General features: G+C 41.7%; 14 protein-coding genes and 1 pseudogene. 7 read left to right on the forward strand and 8 right to left on the reverse strand.

Going from position 1 to position 16,891, the window contains the following annotated elements; genetic code table 11:
• Positions 1 to 90: 90 nt before the first annotated feature.
• Positions 91 to 1,527: a DNA repair protein RadA gene (gene radA, locus JMX96_RS05185; protein ID WP_201567852.1), complete on the forward strand. Its 1,437-nt coding sequence runs from the start codon at positions 91 to 93 to the stop codon at positions 1,525 to 1,527.
• A gap of 216 nt (positions 1,528 to 1,743) precedes the next feature.
• Here radA and JMX96_RS13730 read toward each other — a convergent pair.
• Both JMX96_RS13730 and rodA read right to left on the reverse strand, forming a co-directional pair.
• Positions 1,744 to 2,085 (reverse strand): annotated as a pseudogene (locus JMX96_RS13730) (septal ring lytic transglycosylase RlpA family protein); the annotation flags it as partial.
• Between the two features lie 1,109 nt (positions 2,086 to 3,194).
• On the reverse strand, positions 3,195 to 4,337 hold the full coding sequence (rodA, locus tag JMX96_RS05195; RefSeq protein ID WP_201567854.1) for a rod shape-determining protein RodA: 1,143 nt from the start codon (positions 4,335 to 4,337) through the stop codon (positions 3,195 to 3,197).
• A gap of 284 nt (positions 4,338 to 4,621) precedes the next feature.
• Between rodA and JMX96_RS05200 the strand changes: the two genes are divergently transcribed.
• Positions 4,622 to 5,569: a D-Ala-D-Ala carboxypeptidase family metallohydrolase gene (locus tag JMX96_RS05200; protein WP_201567856.1), complete on the forward strand. Its 948-nt coding sequence runs from the start codon at positions 4,622 to 4,624 to the stop codon at positions 5,567 to 5,569.
• A gap of 268 nt (positions 5,570 to 5,837) precedes the next feature.
• On the forward strand, positions 5,838 to 6,413 hold the full coding sequence (locus JMX96_RS05205) for a hypothetical protein (RefSeq protein WP_201567863.1): 576 nt from the start codon (positions 5,838 to 5,840) through the stop codon (positions 6,411 to 6,413).
• Positions 6,414 to 6,564: 151 nt separating this feature from the next.
• Here JMX96_RS05205 and JMX96_RS05210 read toward each other — a convergent pair whose 3' ends face one another.
• The 3 genes from JMX96_RS05210 to JMX96_RS05220 all read right to left on the reverse strand — a co-directional run bounded on the left by JMX96_RS05210 (position 6,565) and on the right by JMX96_RS05220 (position 9,921).
• Complete coding sequence (locus JMX96_RS05210) at positions 6,565 to 8,142, reverse strand: M16 family metallopeptidase (protein ID WP_201567865.1); 1,578 nt, start codon at positions 8,140 to 8,142, stop codon at positions 6,565 to 6,567.
• 67 nt (positions 8,143 to 8,209) lie between these two features.
• Positions 8,210 to 9,706 carry a M16 family metallopeptidase gene (locus JMX96_RS05215; RefSeq protein ID WP_201567867.1) on the reverse strand — a complete coding sequence of 499 codons (1,497 nt, stop codon included), beginning with the start codon at positions 9,704 to 9,706 and terminating at the stop codon, positions 8,210 to 8,212.
• A 65-nt stretch (positions 9,707 to 9,771) separates the two neighbouring features.
• On the reverse strand, positions 9,772 to 9,921 hold the full coding sequence (locus JMX96_RS05220) for a hypothetical protein (RefSeq protein ID WP_156410696.1): 150 nt from the start codon (positions 9,919 to 9,921) through the stop codon (positions 9,772 to 9,774).
• A 765-nt stretch (positions 9,922 to 10,686) separates the two neighbouring features.
• Between JMX96_RS05220 and ftsY the strand changes: the two genes are divergently transcribed.
• Both ftsY and JMX96_RS05230 read left to right on the forward strand, forming a co-directional pair.
• Positions 10,687 to 11,598, forward strand: coding sequence for a signal recognition particle-docking protein FtsY (gene ftsY, locus JMX96_RS05225; protein WP_227526712.1), 912 nt, complete (start codon positions 10,687 to 10,689; stop codon positions 11,596 to 11,598).
• A 54-nt stretch (positions 11,599 to 11,652) separates the two neighbouring features.
• Complete coding sequence (locus JMX96_RS05230) at positions 11,653 to 12,219, forward strand: methylated-DNA--[protein]-cysteine S-methyltransferase (protein ID WP_201567869.1); 567 nt, start codon at positions 11,653 to 11,655, stop codon at positions 12,217 to 12,219.
• A 74-nt stretch (positions 12,220 to 12,293) separates the two neighbouring features.
• On the opposite strand, the gene JMX96_RS05235 is transcribed toward JMX96_RS05230, so the two are convergent.
• Positions 12,294 to 13,043 carry a YebC/PmpR family DNA-binding transcriptional regulator gene (locus JMX96_RS05235; protein WP_191113687.1) on the reverse strand — a complete coding sequence of 250 codons (750 nt, stop codon included), beginning with the start codon at positions 13,041 to 13,043 and terminating at the stop codon, positions 12,294 to 12,296.
• A gap of 317 nt (positions 13,044 to 13,360) precedes the next feature.
• On the opposite strand from JMX96_RS05235, the gene JMX96_RS05240 reads away from it, so the two are divergent.
• A complete protein-coding gene (locus JMX96_RS05240; RefSeq protein ID WP_057760421.1) occupies positions 13,361 to 14,191 on the forward strand; it encodes an ion transporter in 831 nt (276 codons plus the stop codon).
• Positions 14,192 to 14,224: 33 nt separating this feature from the next.
• Here JMX96_RS05240 and JMX96_RS05245 read toward each other — a convergent pair whose 3' ends face one another.
• The gene (locus JMX96_RS05245) at positions 14,225 to 15,526 is read right to left on the reverse strand and encodes an ABC1 kinase family protein (RefSeq protein WP_201567871.1); all 1,302 of its coding nucleotides are present in this window, start codon (positions 15,524 to 15,526) and stop codon (positions 14,225 to 14,227) included.
• A 123-nt stretch (positions 15,527 to 15,649) separates the two neighbouring features.
• The gene (gene aroQ, locus JMX96_RS05250) at positions 15,650 to 16,186 is read right to left on the reverse strand and encodes a type II 3-dehydroquinate dehydratase (protein WP_201567873.1); all 537 of its coding nucleotides are present in this window, start codon (positions 16,184 to 16,186) and stop codon (positions 15,650 to 15,652) included.
• Positions 16,187 to 16,631: 445 nt separating this feature from the next.
• Here aroQ and JMX96_RS05255 point away from each other — a divergent pair, with 445 nt between their 5' ends.
• Complete coding sequence (locus JMX96_RS05255) at positions 16,632 to 16,847, forward strand: cold-shock protein (protein ID WP_057760416.1); 216 nt, start codon at positions 16,632 to 16,634, stop codon at positions 16,845 to 16,847.
• Positions 16,848 to 16,891: the final 44 nt, after the last annotated feature.

Consider the following 16,891-nt stretch of genomic DNA (forward strand, 5'->3'; position numbering starts at 1 on the left):
ATAACAAATATTTTTGAATCAGCGCTTATAAAGCGTGACATTATTACCTTCATTATTCTCGATTGATCCTCTGAATAAGGCTTATAAGCTATGGCAAAAAATAAAAGCAGCTATGTCTGTCAGCATTGCGGTGCGCATTTTGGTAAATGGGCTGGGCAGTGTACGGATTGCGGGGAATGGAATAGCTTGGTCGAAGCCCCAAATGTCAGCATGCCACATCATAATAAGAGTACCGCGAAGCCTAATAACGCACGAGCTGCTACTCGTGGTACCAGTGCGCCAGCTGGTAACTACTCTGGTACTCACAGTGCTGTCATGCCGCTTAATGCAGTAAGTGTGACGCTCGACACGCGCCTACCAACCGGTATCAGTGAGTTTGATCGCGTACTCGGCGGTGGGTTAGTAGCGGGTTCCGTAGTGTTAATCGGTGGTGATCCAGGTATTGGTAAATCAACTATCTTGCTGCAAACGGCGACCAATATGGCACGGGCGGATTCACTAGCAGGTAGTGCATTATACGTGACGGGTGAAGAGTCACTTGCACAGGTGGCCATGCGAGCCAAACGTTTAGACTTGCCTGCTGATAGACTGCGTGTACTGGCCGAAACTAACGTAGAAACCATTTGTGCTGCATTAACGCAAGAGCAGCCAGCCATCGCTATTATTGATTCTATTCAGACAATTTATACGGACGCTATCAACTCTGCACCAGGTGGTGTCAGTCAGATTAGAGAGTCTGCAGCGATTTTGACTCGCTATGCTAAGCAAACAGGGACAGCGCTATTTTTAGTAGGACATGTGACCAAAGAAGGTACGCTAGCGGGTCCGCGAGTATTAGAGCATATGGTTGATACCGTACTTTATTTCGAAGGCCAGTCTGACTCGCGTTTTCGTATGATTCGTGCGGTCAAGAATCGCTTTGGTGCGGTTAATGAGTTGGGTATCTTTGGTATGACCGATATGGGGCTCAAAGAAGTCGCTAATCCATCAGCGATATTTTTGAGTCGTTATGACAAACCTGTTGCTGGATCTGTAGTAATGGTCAGCCGTGAAGGTACAAGGCCGTTACTAGTAGAAGTGCAGGCCTTGGTCGATGATTCACAGGGCTCGCCTAGAAGGATGGCATTGGGTCTAGATTTCCAACGTTTATCCATGCTACTAGCAGTGATGCATCGTCACGGCGGGATACATACCAGTGGACAAGATGTCTATGTCAATGTCGTTGGTGGCGTTAAAGTCATAGAAACAGGATCTGATTTGGCCGTACTGTTGGCTTGTGCTTCAAGTATTAAAGAGAGAGCGTTACCATCTTCATTAGCCGTATTCGGAGAAGTGGGTCTGTCAGGCGAGATACGCCCAGTACCTAATGGACAAGAGCGCCTAAAGGAAGCGATGAAACATGGGTTTAAGCATGCCATCATTCCAAAGGCCAATGCACCTGCTAAGAATGCGCCTCAGTTTAAAGGTATCAATGTGATTGCTGTTGAGCGTCTGGATGATGCTATTGAAAGCGCATTTGAGTTATAAGGTATACAGAATTAATAGTACTTCGTTTTGAGTAGCTTAGTCGCTACTATTAGCTTAGTCGCTACTATTAGCTTAGTCGCTACTATTAGCTTAGTCGCTACTATTAGCCTAGAGAGATAAATATAAACCATAAAAAAAGCCTAATTAATGATTAGTTAGGCTTTTTTTGTTATATGGGCTAGCAATATTATTGGTCTCTAAAGCCGATACTTAAAATTAAGGTCCTGCAACGCGCTCAATAGCAACGTTACCCACGCCTTTACTCGTAATACCAAGTTTTTTGGCAGCACCATAAGATAAATCTAAAACACGGTTACCATGGAATGGTCCGCGATCGTTCACTTTTACCACGACACTTTTGCCATTGGTCTTGTTAGTGACTTTGACATAGCAGTTCAATGGTAATGAGCGATGCGCTGCAGTTAAACCGTTCATGTCGAAAGTTTCGCCACTGGCAGTCTTGCGACCATGAAACTTACGGCCATACCAAGAAGCAAGACCAGTCTGCTTAAATTTGCTGACAGAGTTAGAGGCAACAGCTGTTAGGCGCTCTAGTACATCTTCATCATTGGTGACTTGTGTCGTATCATTGGCTAACAATGAGCTGCTAAGTGCCAATGAAGTCGGCTGACGGGCTGATTTTACCAAGCTTGATGCACCATCATGTTGACGGCTTAATTCACCAAGTACACGGTCGATGTGGGAGGCGTTATCTTGCGAAATCATAGCAAGTGTGGTCTTTGCTTCTACAGCATTTGCATTGGTAGCGACTGCAGAGCCAGCAAATAACATTGCTGACATTGTAAGTAAACCAGATAAACGCTTGTTCATAAATACCTCTATAACTTATACATCAAAACCTAACTCTAAATATTTTAGATTGAGCATGGCATTAATCTCTTATTTTCATATTGATTAATGAATAGCTCTTATAGGTATTAATATATGGTAATTTTTCATTTCATTATCATCAGTGTTCAGCAGAAATAGAGCTAAAGTGACTAACGATACGCTCAAATGATAGTTAGCGATAAGCATTGAATACAAAGTCCAAAATCAGGACTAAGTGACAATGTCACTATATGTCGTATTTACATGATGTGCGATATACAAACTTCTTTAGAATGCTACTTTAATAAAAGGTTTAGAGGATATCGCGTATTGCTTTGTTATCAAACCGTTAATTAAGTAGTGTATTTGAAAGTCTGGAATCTACAAGATGCTAACTATACGGCTACGCTACAACCTAAATATATTTAAATGCAAAGTTTATTAGTAGCTATGTACGGGTTATGTATCAGAGTACAGTAAAACGAGGTTAACGCAATTTTTTGTAAAAAACAAGGAATAAAATCTTTCTGAACTTATAGGTGGTTAACTTATATTGGAAATTATGCCTGTTTACTATTAAAAATAAGAGGCGCTAAAACGAACAATTATTTCAGATTTGTAACTATTATTGTTATCTATACGAACATAAATTATATGAAAACCATTAAAATAAAAAAGCCATAGCGCTAAGGATAAAACTCTTCTTCGCGCCATGGCTGCTCATTGTCTTTTATCAAATTATTAGTAGTACAAAACAATTTATCTTAATGGTACTACCATAATTATTACAACGACTTACTTTAAAGTTGGTTTGTATAAAAAGTACCTGATACAAATTAGCCGGATTTATGTGTATGAATAGACATGAGCAAGCCAAATCCTGCCATCAGAGTCACGATAGCCGTACCCCCATAACTAATAAATGGTAGTGGAACACCTACGACAGGCAAAATGCCGCCAACCATGCCGACATTGACGAATATATAAACAAAGAAAGACATGGCGATAGCACCAGCCAACAATCTACTATAAACATCAGGATGAGTGAAAGCGATATATAAGGCACGTGATAAAAGGCAGAAATAAATGAACATCAGTAGCATCACACCGAGCAAACCAAACTCTTCGGAGAAGGCAGCAATAATAAAGTCAGTATGGCCTTCTGGTAGGAAATGTAGGTGTGATTGCGTGCCTTCTAAATAGCCTTTTCCAGTGAGGCCACCAGAACCAATGGCTGTCTTCGATTGAATGATGTTCCATCCAGCGCCTTGTACATCTGCTTCAGGATTAAGGAGTGTCAATACCCGCGTACGCTGATAGTCATGGAGCAAAAAGTTCCAAGCAAAAGCAATAAACGGCACAGCCAAAATTACAGCAGCAGAAATCAATCGCCATGAAAGGCCCGCTAAGAAAAGCACAAATATGCCACTAGCAGCGACCAGTAGTGACGTACCAAGATCAGGCTCTTTAGCAATTAATAGCACCGGTACAATGATCAATGCTAAGGTAATAGCAATGCTAGACGCTGACGGTGGCAAATCACGCTTAGATAAAAACCAAGCACACATCATTGGCATGCCCAGCTTCATGAACTCTGAAGGCTGCACACTACCGAACCCAGGCAAATTGATCCAGCGCTGAGCACCCATACGTACTTCACCGATAATATCTACCAGCACTAATAATATAAGCCCTAAGACATAAAATATAGGCGTAAAAGTACGATAGAGACTAGGCGGTATCTGCGCCATGGTAAACATCACAGCGAATGCCACACCGTAACTGACCATTTGGCGAATAACCATACCAATATCTTGGCTGGCGGCGCTGTATAGAATCGTCAGACCAATACAACAAACCGTCAATAACAGTAAAGTTAACCATGGGTCGATATGAATGCGTTGCCATAGTGTCGGTGCATGACCTTGACCCAAATGATGGCTTTGACGTGAAAAACGATATTGCAGGTTAGAAGACATAGGCAGAATTTGGCTAACAATTGGTGTAGGAGGGAAGTACTAACTAAATTAACTCATTATAAATAATGATGATAAACGTACTAAAAAGTACCGACTTTAATAAAAGTATGCGAGCACGCGATGGCTATATCATTCACAAATAATAATAAAGTCACTCAATTATAAAAGTTGTAAGGATAAGTGTTAATTATCAATATTGGACTTTAAATTAGAAGCGATAGTTTAGCCTGCTTGTTGAAAATTTGATAGTATCGATAAAACGTTTTTAGCGGTAGTTTCTTGCAATGATAAAATCAAAAATCCATGCGTATAGGCAAATTTGCCAACCTATTATTACTCTTATCCTATGTGCTGGCAGTGTCAGTGCTCATGCCGTTATTATCAGTGACGATAGTGAACGCCGTATTCAAATACGTCAAAGTAGCAGTACAAGCAATAACAATAATGCGTATATAACACCTTCTACTAACAGCTCAAGTCAGCGTCCTGGTGTCACCATGTTGAGTGGGGCGAATACATCAAGTGGCGACAGTATTCAAAACTTGATTGTACAAAAACAGCGTGATTTCGAGATTGATGCTAGGTTGTCCATTGAAGAAAACAAACGTGTGAATGTAGTGAGACGCGGTACTACTTATAGTACAGCAAACAACACCTATAATGGTGCTTATAACGATTCTATGAATATGGACTTTAACGCATGGTTAAATAGCAATAGCTATCGTGCCAGACAAGTAGCAGAGTATGAGCGTTATCTTAGCGCACGAGTTGGATCACAGAATGTACCGCCATTGTCTCAACTGCTGACGACTGCCCGTAGTTGGAGTAAATGCGGGTATGAGCCGTATCAACTGCCGCCTCAAGAGCTATGGTCTAACATTGTACCAACATTGCGCCTTTATAGTGAGTTGAAAAACCAAGGTGTTTTACCACTCAGCAGTGAGATACGTTCGGTATATCGTAACCCAGGTTTGAATGACTGTGCAGGCGGGGCAGACGGTAGTAAGCATATGAATGCAAGTGCTATGGATATCTGGGTACCTGAGTACGAAGACAATTTATGGCGCTTGAGTACCATGCATGATGGCTTATGTCAGTTTTGGCAGTATCAAGGACAGCCTTATAACTTTGGCTTAGGATTATATGCGACAGGGGCTATTCATTTAGATACTGATGGTTATCGTAAGTGGGGGTTCAATCACGCTAGTAGTTCTTCTTCTTGCCGTTATTAATTGACTTGTCAAGAATCGAAAGTTCGAATAAATATAAAGTTAGCCGAGATAACACTAGATATATATTCATTTTTATATATACTGTTCCGGTGTTTACTAAAAATAATAATATTGTAATTATTTGGTAGGATTCATAGGTTAGACGCATGAGTTCATTAAAAATTTGTTTGGTATTTGAAAACTATGCTTTAATAATATGTCTTATCAATCGCCTTTATATTTTCATGGCTTATAAAGAAAACCACCAAATTTACTTTAAGCGAAAACTATGAAAAATCAGCGCTCGACAATGAAAAGCTATCATAAATTAAATAACAAGAAGCAAGGTCTTTTGCACTCGAACTATAAGTATGGCGCTTTGTTTACTTCTGCACTTATGTCGGTATTGCTGATTAGTGCGTGTAGTACAGAAATGTCCTCTGAAAACAATATGATAGTGACGGATAAGGCTGATAGACATATACAAAGCTCTAAAGAGATAGAAGACAGTATCAAGAACTCTTATGCTCGTTTGGCCTCTAAGCGCTCTGATGTCTGTCCAAAATTAATTCAAGAAGAAACAGGTAATCAGGTTATCGAACGTATATCAGAGGTCATGGTAAATGACTACTGTGATTATTTTTTATATCCGCGAGAGGGTCAGCGCCTCAATGTTAAAGTAGATAACCGTCAAATAGAAGCGCTATTAATTGTGCCGACGCTACATAACTTTGCCAATGGTAATTATAAAGTGACGTCTTATGATAAGCATGTTATCCGTTTGAGCTATAACGGGGCCACCCATAAGCCAGAACATTTTGTCTATGATGTTGCGCTAAAAATTTCTGACGCCAAGCATTCCTAATGCCAAGCATTAAGAATTTTCTGCTTCTTATTAATGCATCATAGTAATTCAAATATTTAAATGGACATGTTATAAGCAGTATTCTTTACCACTTATAATACGTTCACAAAATTAATGAGCCTTAACTTTTCTAAACTACTTTCCTAGCAACTTATTTCTTACTGGATTTTTTTGCCGCTTTATTTTCTTTCCACGGATCTTCTTGCCCAACCGTAACTATCAAAAAGTTATCAGGTTTTAGCGTATTTCGCATGGTTTGATTGACCTCTGAAAGAGTGACTTGATCAATGCGATTGGTATAGTCAGCTAAGTAATTATTCGGTAATTGGTAAAAGTTCATCATTCCGAGTAAGCCATTAATACCTGCATTGCTTGCAAATCCCATCGGGAAGCTGTTTTTCAAATTATCTGTAGTCAGGCGCATCTCATTATTAGTAATGCCCTTTTCCAACGTTTCATTGATAACCGCTAAGCTTGCACCAATAGCCGCACGAGCCTTGTCATTACGTGTCGAAAAACCAATCTGATAGGGACCTCGAGAGAGCATTGGGTTCATCGACCCCGAGATACCATAAGTATAGCCAAGGTTTTGTCTTACCTCCGTCATTAACCGCGCATTAAAGTCACTGCCTGCCATGACTTCATTTCCAACAGCAAAGTTGGTCTGCTGCTGCTGTGCTATTGGGTCAGTTGCCCGTTTGCTACCCAATTGTCCCATAAGGACAGTGGTTTGAGTGCTTGGGAATGGAATATGAACATGCTGCGCTTTAGTCAGCGGTTTCGGCTCAGGTAAATCAGTGGCAGCTTGGCCAGTAGGCAATTTAGCAGTGATGTCTTCTGCCAGTTTTTTGGCTTGTTCTAGTGTCAGGTTACCTGTCATAGCAACAGATGCGTTTGCTGCTACCAGATATTTGTTTTTAAAGTCTATCAGTTGCTGTTTCTCAATCGTAGGAACGCTTTCTAGTGTGCCGACTGATGGATGCGCGTAAGGGTGAGTACCGTACAAAGCATCATTGAAAGCGATACTTGCTAGACTATTGGGATCTTGTTTTTGTTGCTGCAGGCCTACCAACAGTCTTGCTTTATTGCGAGCTAGAACTTGCTCGTCAAACGTAGGCTCACTTACCATCTGTGTCATTAAGTCAATGGCTGGCAGAAGATGCTTGTCATCAGATAGGCTACGCAGTGAAACGATAAACATATCTTTATACGCGCTACTGCTTAGGTTGATACCCAACGTTTCCACTGCACGTGTAAATGCGTTTTCATCTAGGCTTTTTGAGCCCTGTTCGAGCATCGTCGCTGTCATATTAGCAATACCAAAACCATCCTTTTTGATACTACCATCACGCGCGCTACCCGCATTAAAACGCAAATCAACATCGACGATTGGCAAGGTGGTCGTTTGTACAAACATAACAGGTACGCCAGACTTGGTCTTAAACTGTTGAATGGTCGGTACGGTGACTTTTAAAGGTTTGTCATCGTTTAAGCTGGTTAGCTTAGATAGAGCAGCAATTGGCGCACTTGCATCGACTGCAGCAGGTGCGCGGTAATCTTCAGCAGCTGTTGTATCTGCCTGCGCAGTAGTAGCTAAGACGCTAAAAGCAAAAACTACGCTAGCACTGAGGTAGGCTCGCTTTGTAGATGCGATAGTGCCTTTTATAGAGGATGAAGCAGTCTTAAAAGATTTTTGTCTTGCTTTAGAGTCGTATTTATTCTGAATCATGAGTTTCTTCTTATTAAGAATACGGTGTTATGGCCATTTTTATGAGACGTTTGATAATAGGCAGCGACTATTTCGCTGAGGTTTTATTGTCTTTAGGTGGCACGACATGCATCACCGTCAAGTTATCCTTGACCAAATATTTGTTACTGGCAGCCTGAATATCAGCCACACTGATACCATTGAGCTTAGTTGGCAGTTTAGCAAGTAATCTATCATCTAGACCGATAGATTGTAACGAGCCAATCATACGTGCTCGTCCTTCCATGCTGTCTTGCGCATAAATCAAACCAGTAACCGTATTGGTCTTGGCGCGACTAATTTCATCATCGGCAATAGGATCTGTTTTTAGCTTTTCCATTTCTGAGGTTATGGCTTGCTGTGCTTGCTCTAAGCTGACGCCTTCACGAGGTGTTGCTTGAATCAAAAACAGCCCATCACCGCGATCTAGCAAGTCGTAAGAAGTACCAACCGTCGTCAATATACCTTGCTCACGTATCAGTCGACTCTCTAAACGTGCAGATAAGCCACCATCGAGCACATCTTGCGCAAGTGACAGGGCATAAGCTTGTTTTTCATTGTTTGAGCCTGCCGTGGCAAGGCTTGGCACGTTGTAACCCATCAGTAGAACGGGCACTTGTACGGCTTGCTCAGAGTCTACCTTTTGATAACCACGGAAGCCTTTTTGAGTCACAGAAGTACGTTTGGGTAGGTTGCTTTTTTCTAAATCACCAAAGTAACGTTTGACTTGAGTAAGTACTTCTTGTGGTTGCACGTCACCGACGATGACTAACGTCGCATTATTTGGTGCATACCATGTCTTATACCAGTCTTTTAAATCTGAAAGTTTAATCGATTCTAGCTCGTTCATAGGCCCAATGACAGATTCACCTTTTGGGCTATCAGGTAAGGCCAGCAGACGAAACGACTCATACGCTTTGGCAAGCGGATTGTCATCAGTACGTTGGCGACGCTCTTCCATGACCACTTGATGCTCTTTGGCAAATTCTTTTTCATCGAATATAAGATTTTTCATGCGATCTGCTTCAAGCTCTAGCGCTAACGGCATACGATTGGCAGGGAATAGCTCGTAGTATCCGGTATAGTCATAGCTGGTAAAGGCATTGTTGACGCCGCCAAACTTAGCAATTAGCCGCTCATAATCATCACTAGAGACATTGGTCGTGCCTTTGAACATCATATGCTCGAGTAAGTGAGAGATACCACCTTTATCAAGAGGCTCATCTGCCGAGCCCACTCGGTACCAGATTTGTGTCATAGCGACTGGGGCACGGTGGTCTTCTTTTATAACGACTTTTAGACCATTTTCTAACTGATATTCATGTCGACCTGACATGTCCATTGTCAACTCAGACGACTGTGTGTCTTTGCTCGTTTTATTTTCATCTGATATGTTTTGAGCCAAGCTATTTTTTGCAATTGAGCTTGTCGCAGTTGCAGAGTCAGTAGGCATCGTATTGGTTTGACATGCAGCAAGTGAGGCTGCTACTGCTAAGGCACAAGCAATGCGTAATGGCGCAGCTGCTAGAGGTAAAGACAATGGCATAGTATGGTCTACTTATATAAAATAATGATAGAAGAATTAGATACTAATCATAGTAATAAATGGCATTACAAAGAGGTCTGAGCACCAACCATAACGCTAGCAGTCGGTCTAAACTCTTGCGTCGTGGTGCAACCGGTCACTAATATAGTCGTCGTTAATAAAACCGCTACACTGATGCTGCTGATTTTCTTATAGTGCTTAGAGAATAATGACATAACGGATTCCTAATAAGTATGTATCGAATAAGTCTTGGTAGAGTAGGCGAAGTCTGACGAGTAACAGGTCAGAATTTTGTGTCTAAACCTTAAGCAAAACTTTCTCAAATCACTGAGTGATTTTTTAAACAGATAAATTTTGACGATAGTCTAATAGGGTAAGGGCTGAGCATGACTTGAATTATGCTAAAATAGATAAAAATTAAGCGTCATGTCGCTCGTAGCCAGATGACAACCTATAAATCCATTAACAATAAACAAATAATTAATCGTGATAACTTTTAGGGCAAACTTATGAACAACCCAAACAATAGCAACCGCGTAGTCATTAACCTTGATGCTGGTCTTGACGACTTAGATGACGATGATATTACCTTACCCAGTCTACCGGTGCAATCTGTGCCCATTATTGATGAAACAGAGAGTGTTGCTCCGCAAAAGGACAGTACGGTAAACCAAGACGTCTCTAGTAATGATGCTGCAGACAATATTGCTTTAGCGACGCCAATTGTAATGACAGAAGAGCATAATGTCCCTAAAGGTAATTCTGAAAGCTTTTCGAGCGCTACAGAGACAGCCGCCGCTACAAGTCAAACTAATACTGCGTCAACCATTCCTGCTATGCCGTTGCAAGAGCAATTGGGTGATACGCCAAGTGTAAATCCGGTAGCTGACAGCGACACACAGGTAGCTACTAGCAAAGAGCCTGCTACAGACTCACAAGAGACAAAAGAGAATAAGAAAAAGGGCAGCTGGTTTAACCGTATGAAAACGGGACTCAGTAAGTCACGCAAAAACTTAGCCGAAGGCATGGTCAGTATCTTAATCGGTGGTAAAGAGATTGATGACGAGCTATTAGAAGAAGTTGAAGATCAGCTATTGGTGGCCGATATCGGCGTCAACGCGACGAACCGTATCATCAAGAGCCTCACCGAGCAAACAGATCGTGGTGACTTGATCTATGCACATTCTTTATATAAAGCATTGCAAAGTGAATTGGTTGATATCCTCACACCAAAAGTTGAGCCATTGGTGATTGATACTAGCAAAAAGCCGTTTGTTATATTGGTAGTAGGGGTCAATGGCGTAGGGAAAACCACAACGATTGGTAAGCTTGCCAAGCGTCTACAAGGCGAGGGCAAGTCAGTCATGCTGGCAGCGGGTGATACATTCCGTGCGGCAGCTACTGAGCAGCTACAGATTTGGGGCGAGCGCAATCATATTCCAGTAGTGGCGCAAGGTCATGGTTCTGACAGTGCTTCTGTCATTTTTGATGCGATGCAGTCAGCCAAAGCAAAAAATATCGATGTGCTCATCGCTGATACTGCGGGACGTTTGCAAAACAAGACACATTTGATGGCAGAGTTAGAGAAAGTCGTACGTGTCATGCGTAAAGCGGATCCAAGTGCCCCGCATGAAGGTATGATTGTGCTGGATGCTGGCACGGGTCAAAATGCTATCAACCAAGTTGAGCTGTTTAACAAGGTTGTGCCGCTGACAGGTATTACTATTACCAAACTAGATGGTACTGCTAAAGGTGGTGTGGTGTTTAATATTGCCGAAACGACAGATGTGCCTATCCGCTATATTGGTGTGGGTGAGTCGATTGACGACTTGCGTTCTTTTAGTCCGAAGCAATTTGTCGCTGCTTTGTTCGAGACCGACGATAAAGAATAAGAGAGCCAGTTTTATCTGGTAAATCATTTTTAAAAGAATAGGGAAGTAGACGCTATGATAGTTACCACAGCATCCTTTGGGTCACATCGATTAACACTGATTGCTCGTGACAATGCGCATGGTCAGCCTATGCTCGTTGAAGCCAACTGGCTGCTGCCAGGTAACTCATGGCATAGCTCAAAATCTGTACCCAAACTTAAAAAGTACTATGGCCTGACAGATGAAGACTTTACTTTTATAGATAAAAATAGCCTAAGCATAAATGAACCTGATCAAGCGTTATTAATAGAAACGATTTTCCAACTCAAAGACTATGCTGATGGTAAACGTAAGACGTTAGACTTGCCTTTAGACTTCTCTATGGGTACTGATTTTCAGCAAAGAGTATGGCAGGCACTACAAGGTATTGAGTATGGCGAAACCATCAGCTATGCCACGCTCGCGCAGCGTGTCAACAGTCCAAAGGGATTCCGTGCGGTTGCGCAGGCCAATGGCAAAAATCCTTTTAGCATTATCGTGCCTTGTCATCGAGTGATTGCAAGCGACGGTAAGCTCGGTGGCTATACAGGCGGGCTAGATAAAAAAGAGTATTTACTAGCACTAGAAGGAAGTTGGACGTAAAACTAAATTTATCTTAATAAAAAAGGGCCAAATACTTTTAGTATCTGGCCCTTTTTACTGAACAATTAATAAGTTTATGCTTCAAGCTGAGCCATGACTTCAGCAGAGAAGTTCACGTTAGTATAAACTTCTTGCACATCATCAGCATCTTCTAGCATATCAATCATCTTCATGATCTTTTCAGCATCATCAACATTGTCGATCTCAGCCGTGGTAGATGGTGACATAGTGACCTCGGCGTTGTCAGAAATAAGACCAGCCGCATTAAGGGCATCTTGGACTTGACCGAAACTTTCCCATTCAGTGATAACAAGCAAGCTTTCGCCATCATTTTCGATATCAACGGCGCCCGCATCTAGTGCAACGAGCATGACCTCATCTTCTAAGCTGACATCGTTAAAAGTGATTTCGCCACGTTTAGTGAATAGGTACGCCACTGAGCCTGATGTGCCAAGATTACCATCATTCTTGGTAAAAGCATGACGTACTTCGCTGACCGTACGATTAAGGTTATCCGTCATGGTTTCGACCAGTACAGCCACACCACCAACACCATAACCCTCGTAACTGACTTCTTCCATATTCTCATTATCGCCGCCACCTGTACCACGATCGACAGCACGATTAATCGTGTCGCGCGTCATATTGACTGATAGGGCTTTTTCGATAACGGCACGTAAGCGTGGGTTTTTGTCAGGATCGGGATCGCCTTGTTTGGCAGCTGAAACGATTTCGCGAATAATCTTGGTAAATATCTTACCCCTTACTGCATCCTGACGGGCTTTGCGGTGTTTAATATTTGCCCATTTTGAATGGCCTGCCATATAACATCCTTAAGTTCTACGTACTATTTTTATGGGTAAAAAAAGTGATCAACAACAACCTTCGATATCTGATTGCCTAATTTTATACTATCATTACTTTGTCTATTTTAGGTAGTAGCGCTACTGGCACGTTAACGATTTGTATGTTGTTGAGAGTGCTTTTTTGCTACACTGTGGCAACTTATAGATTGTATTCACTGTGATAGGTGAGCGATATTATAAACCAGTTTTAGCTATTTTGACCAACTTGCCCTTATCCATCACATTTTAAGTCATTGCGTGCTATCAAGCCATTGATTTTATAAAGTACTGATTCTATGAAGCAACCAACCGCCGAAGCTCTTACACACTTGCGTAACCGTACGCATATCATTATTGAAGGCACAGATACTCGTCTGGGTAAGCTCTTTGATATTGTATTGCTGATTGCAATTTTAGCCAGTGTGGCCGTCGTCATGCTTGATAGTGTGCTATATATGCGTTTGCAGTATGGCACGTTGTTCTTTTATGCAGAGTGGTTTTTTACCATTTTGTTTACCATTGAGTATGCGTTAAGACTATTCTCAGCACCCAACCGCTTACGCTATGCTTTTAGCTTCTTTGGGATAGTAGACTTACTATCTGTATTACCAAGTTATTTGAGCTTAATGTTTGTAGGTGTGCAGTATCTACTCGTGATACGGGTATTACGTATTTTACGTGTGTTCCGTGTTCTTAAGCTCAAAGCCTATATGCAACAGGCTGGGTTCTTGGCGTCGGCATTAAAAACCAGTCAACAGAAAATTACGGTCTTTTTCTTATCGCTTGTATTATTGGTAACCATCTTTGGTTCAATTATTTATGTCGTAGAAGGGCCGGAAAATGGATTTACCAGTATTCCATTGTCTATCTACTGGGCCGTTGTTACGATGACGACGGTTGGCTATGGTGATATGTCACCCAAGACACCGCTCGGCCAAGCAATTGCAACCATGGTCATGATCACGGGTTATTCGATTATTGCGGTACCAACAGGTATTTTTACGTCAGAGTTAGCACGTAATATGCGTCCACAACTTAACCCAGTGACTTGCCCCAACTGTGGTAAATTCGGTCATGCAGTAGGGGCAGACTTTTGCGATCGTTGTGGTCACGCGCTACATATCTAGGAATAGATTTAATCGTGACAGTCAATACATCTACTACGCATCGATATATTCATCAACCAGTGGTGACAGGTCGATCTCGACGCCTAGATTGACCAGATTCCAATATTGTCCTGATACAGTACGGTCTAGCATCATAGTGGTGGCTGAGGGTTGAAACTGACCAAAGTACTTCAAAGACGTACGCATCTGTGCAATGGCCTCGTGATGGACTTGGCTACTCCCAAAATCAAATTCGCCTTCTTGATAAGGACTAATGGATAAAGGTTTGAGTCCAATTGATAACCACTTTTCATAAAACTCACCAGGGATGTTTTTGTCATCTTCGCGGCGAATATCTAGCGCAATCAAATCTTGCTCAAGTGCAGTGACGTCACCTCTTAGTGCATGTTTGACAAAGCGTTTGAATAGCTGCACTTCGCTATCACTATAACTTCGGATACCGCCAAAGTCATAAGCCACGACACTACCGTCATGACGGAAAGCGAAGTTACCTGGATGAGGATCGCAGTGCATACGGTATAATCCAAATAGCTGGCCTGCGGTAAAATGAAACAGACGCTCTGCTATTTTTTGTTTGACGTCATTGTCCCATGTCGCAGCGACAGTCAATGTCTCTCCCATCTCTTCGGTCAGCGTTAAAATCCGTCTAGACGAATGGCTGCTAATCACTTTTGGAATAATAAGGCCTTCATCTTCTGCATGAAAAGCGCCGAATACGCGTAAGTTATGAGCTTCTTTAACATAGTCCAATTCATCGTGCAGACTCTGGCGAATCTCATTGAAAAGCTGCTCTTGTAGTTGCTTACTCATATTGAGCACGCCAGCGATTTTTAATGCCATACGCACTTGTTTGAGATCGCTATCGCAGTTTTCATCGACATCAGGATACTGGACTTTAACTACCACTTTTTGACCCGATGGCAACGTCGCTTTGTGCACTTGTCCAATAGATGCTGCGGCAAAGGGTTTCTCTTCAAACTCGCTGAATAATTCTAAGATTGGCGCTTTCAGTTCGCGTTCAACTTGAGCTCGTATCTGCGCATATGGCATTGGCGGCGCATCTTTCTGTAGCTTTTCGAGCGCTGACGCAACCTCAGGCGGGAACACATCCTTATATTGTGAAGCAATCTGTCCGACCTTCATCACTGCGCCTTTCATCTCACCCAACGTTTCGGCAATTTGAACGCCCACGTCTTGCATCAGATCTGAGCGAGCTTGCAGACGTTTTTCTTCGTCACTTGAGAGATGCTTAAATGAGTTTTTAGCGGCTTTGCCAGCAATACTCGCTGTCATGCCAGCGAGTTTCATAAAGCGTTTTCCGGACGATTTTGCCATTCATGTCACCGTATAATGGGTTATTTGCTCAGTCGTAATTCTATTATTTTAATTGCAAGATTACTGTTTGACTAATGTGTGAAGACGCGAGTAATCATTTATAAAAAAGTAAGCACAGTCATATTATCTATTTGTGTCAACTGCATACATATTGCTCAACCAGTAATCAAGCGCCATTTGATAGCCTAATTGTCCCAAGCCGCAAATGACTCCGACCGCAACGTCACTTAGATATGAATGATGACGGAAAGGCTCACGGGCATGAACATTGGATAAATGTACTTCTATAAATGGCTTTTGGGTAGCCAATAGCGCATCGCGCAGAGCCACTGAAGTATGCGTAAATGCAGCCGGATTGATGATGATAGCATCGACTTGAGCAGATTTGTTCGCCAATAATCCATGATACTGAATGTCGTCTACTAGCTTACCCTCATGGTTGGACTGTATACATGTTAACTCTACACCGTGGCGTGCGGCGCGCTTGACTAGTTGCTTTTCTATATCAGCAAGCGTCGTATAACCATAAATATGCGGTTCTCGCTTGCCTAGTAAATTCAGATTCACTCCATTTACCAGTAGTAATTTATGAGTCAGTATTTGATTTGAATTTTCGTTAGTCGGTTGTTCGGCTGCTTTTATCGAAGTAGAGGAGGTCATAATGGTCTCGGTAACTATTGAGCAATGTTAATAATTTATTATAGTATAAGAATAATCTAAGGTGCGCGGCGTTAAGCTAAAATGGCTTCGACGCATTTTGCTCTTTATCATAACAGCTTGATAGCTAGGTTATAAAAATTTGTTTAAAAAATTATTTAGATATCAAAAAGCATATTAAAAGTCTTTATGTTGCTAAAAACCCGTGCTATGATATTTTTTATGCAATAAATATTGCAAGTTTGTTGCTATCATCAAATTTCATTACGATAAGTGTGTTTGGCGAATTCGTTATGGAAACACTATGTAGGTAATTAAAGCACTGCATAGATGATGGTAAGTAGAGTAGTAATACTCTTAATTTTTGATTTCATAATCTTAGACCCTGTTTATATGCAATGTCGCAAAGGAAGCTAGGGCTAAGCGGACTTTTTTAGGAAGTAATATTATGTCAGCTCGTGAGCAAGGTATCGTTAAGTGGTTTAATGACTCAAAAGGCTTTGGTTTCATTCAACGTGACAGCGGAGAAGATATTTTTGTCCATTTCCGCGCGATTCAGGGTGATGGCTATCGTTCTCTAAAAGATGGCGAAAAAGTTGAGTTCAGCGTAGTAGAAGGTGACAAAGGTCTGCAAGCTGAAGAAGTCAGAAAGATAGAAGAGTAATTTACTCAGACATTAAAGCGGTTTAGTTATAATGTCTGTACAAA

Origin of the sequence: Psychrobacter sp. JCM 18900 (assembly GCF_904846625.1) — a bacterium.
In the GTDB taxonomy this organism is placed as follows: Bacteria; Pseudomonadota; Gammaproteobacteria; order Pseudomonadales; family Moraxellaceae; genus Psychrobacter.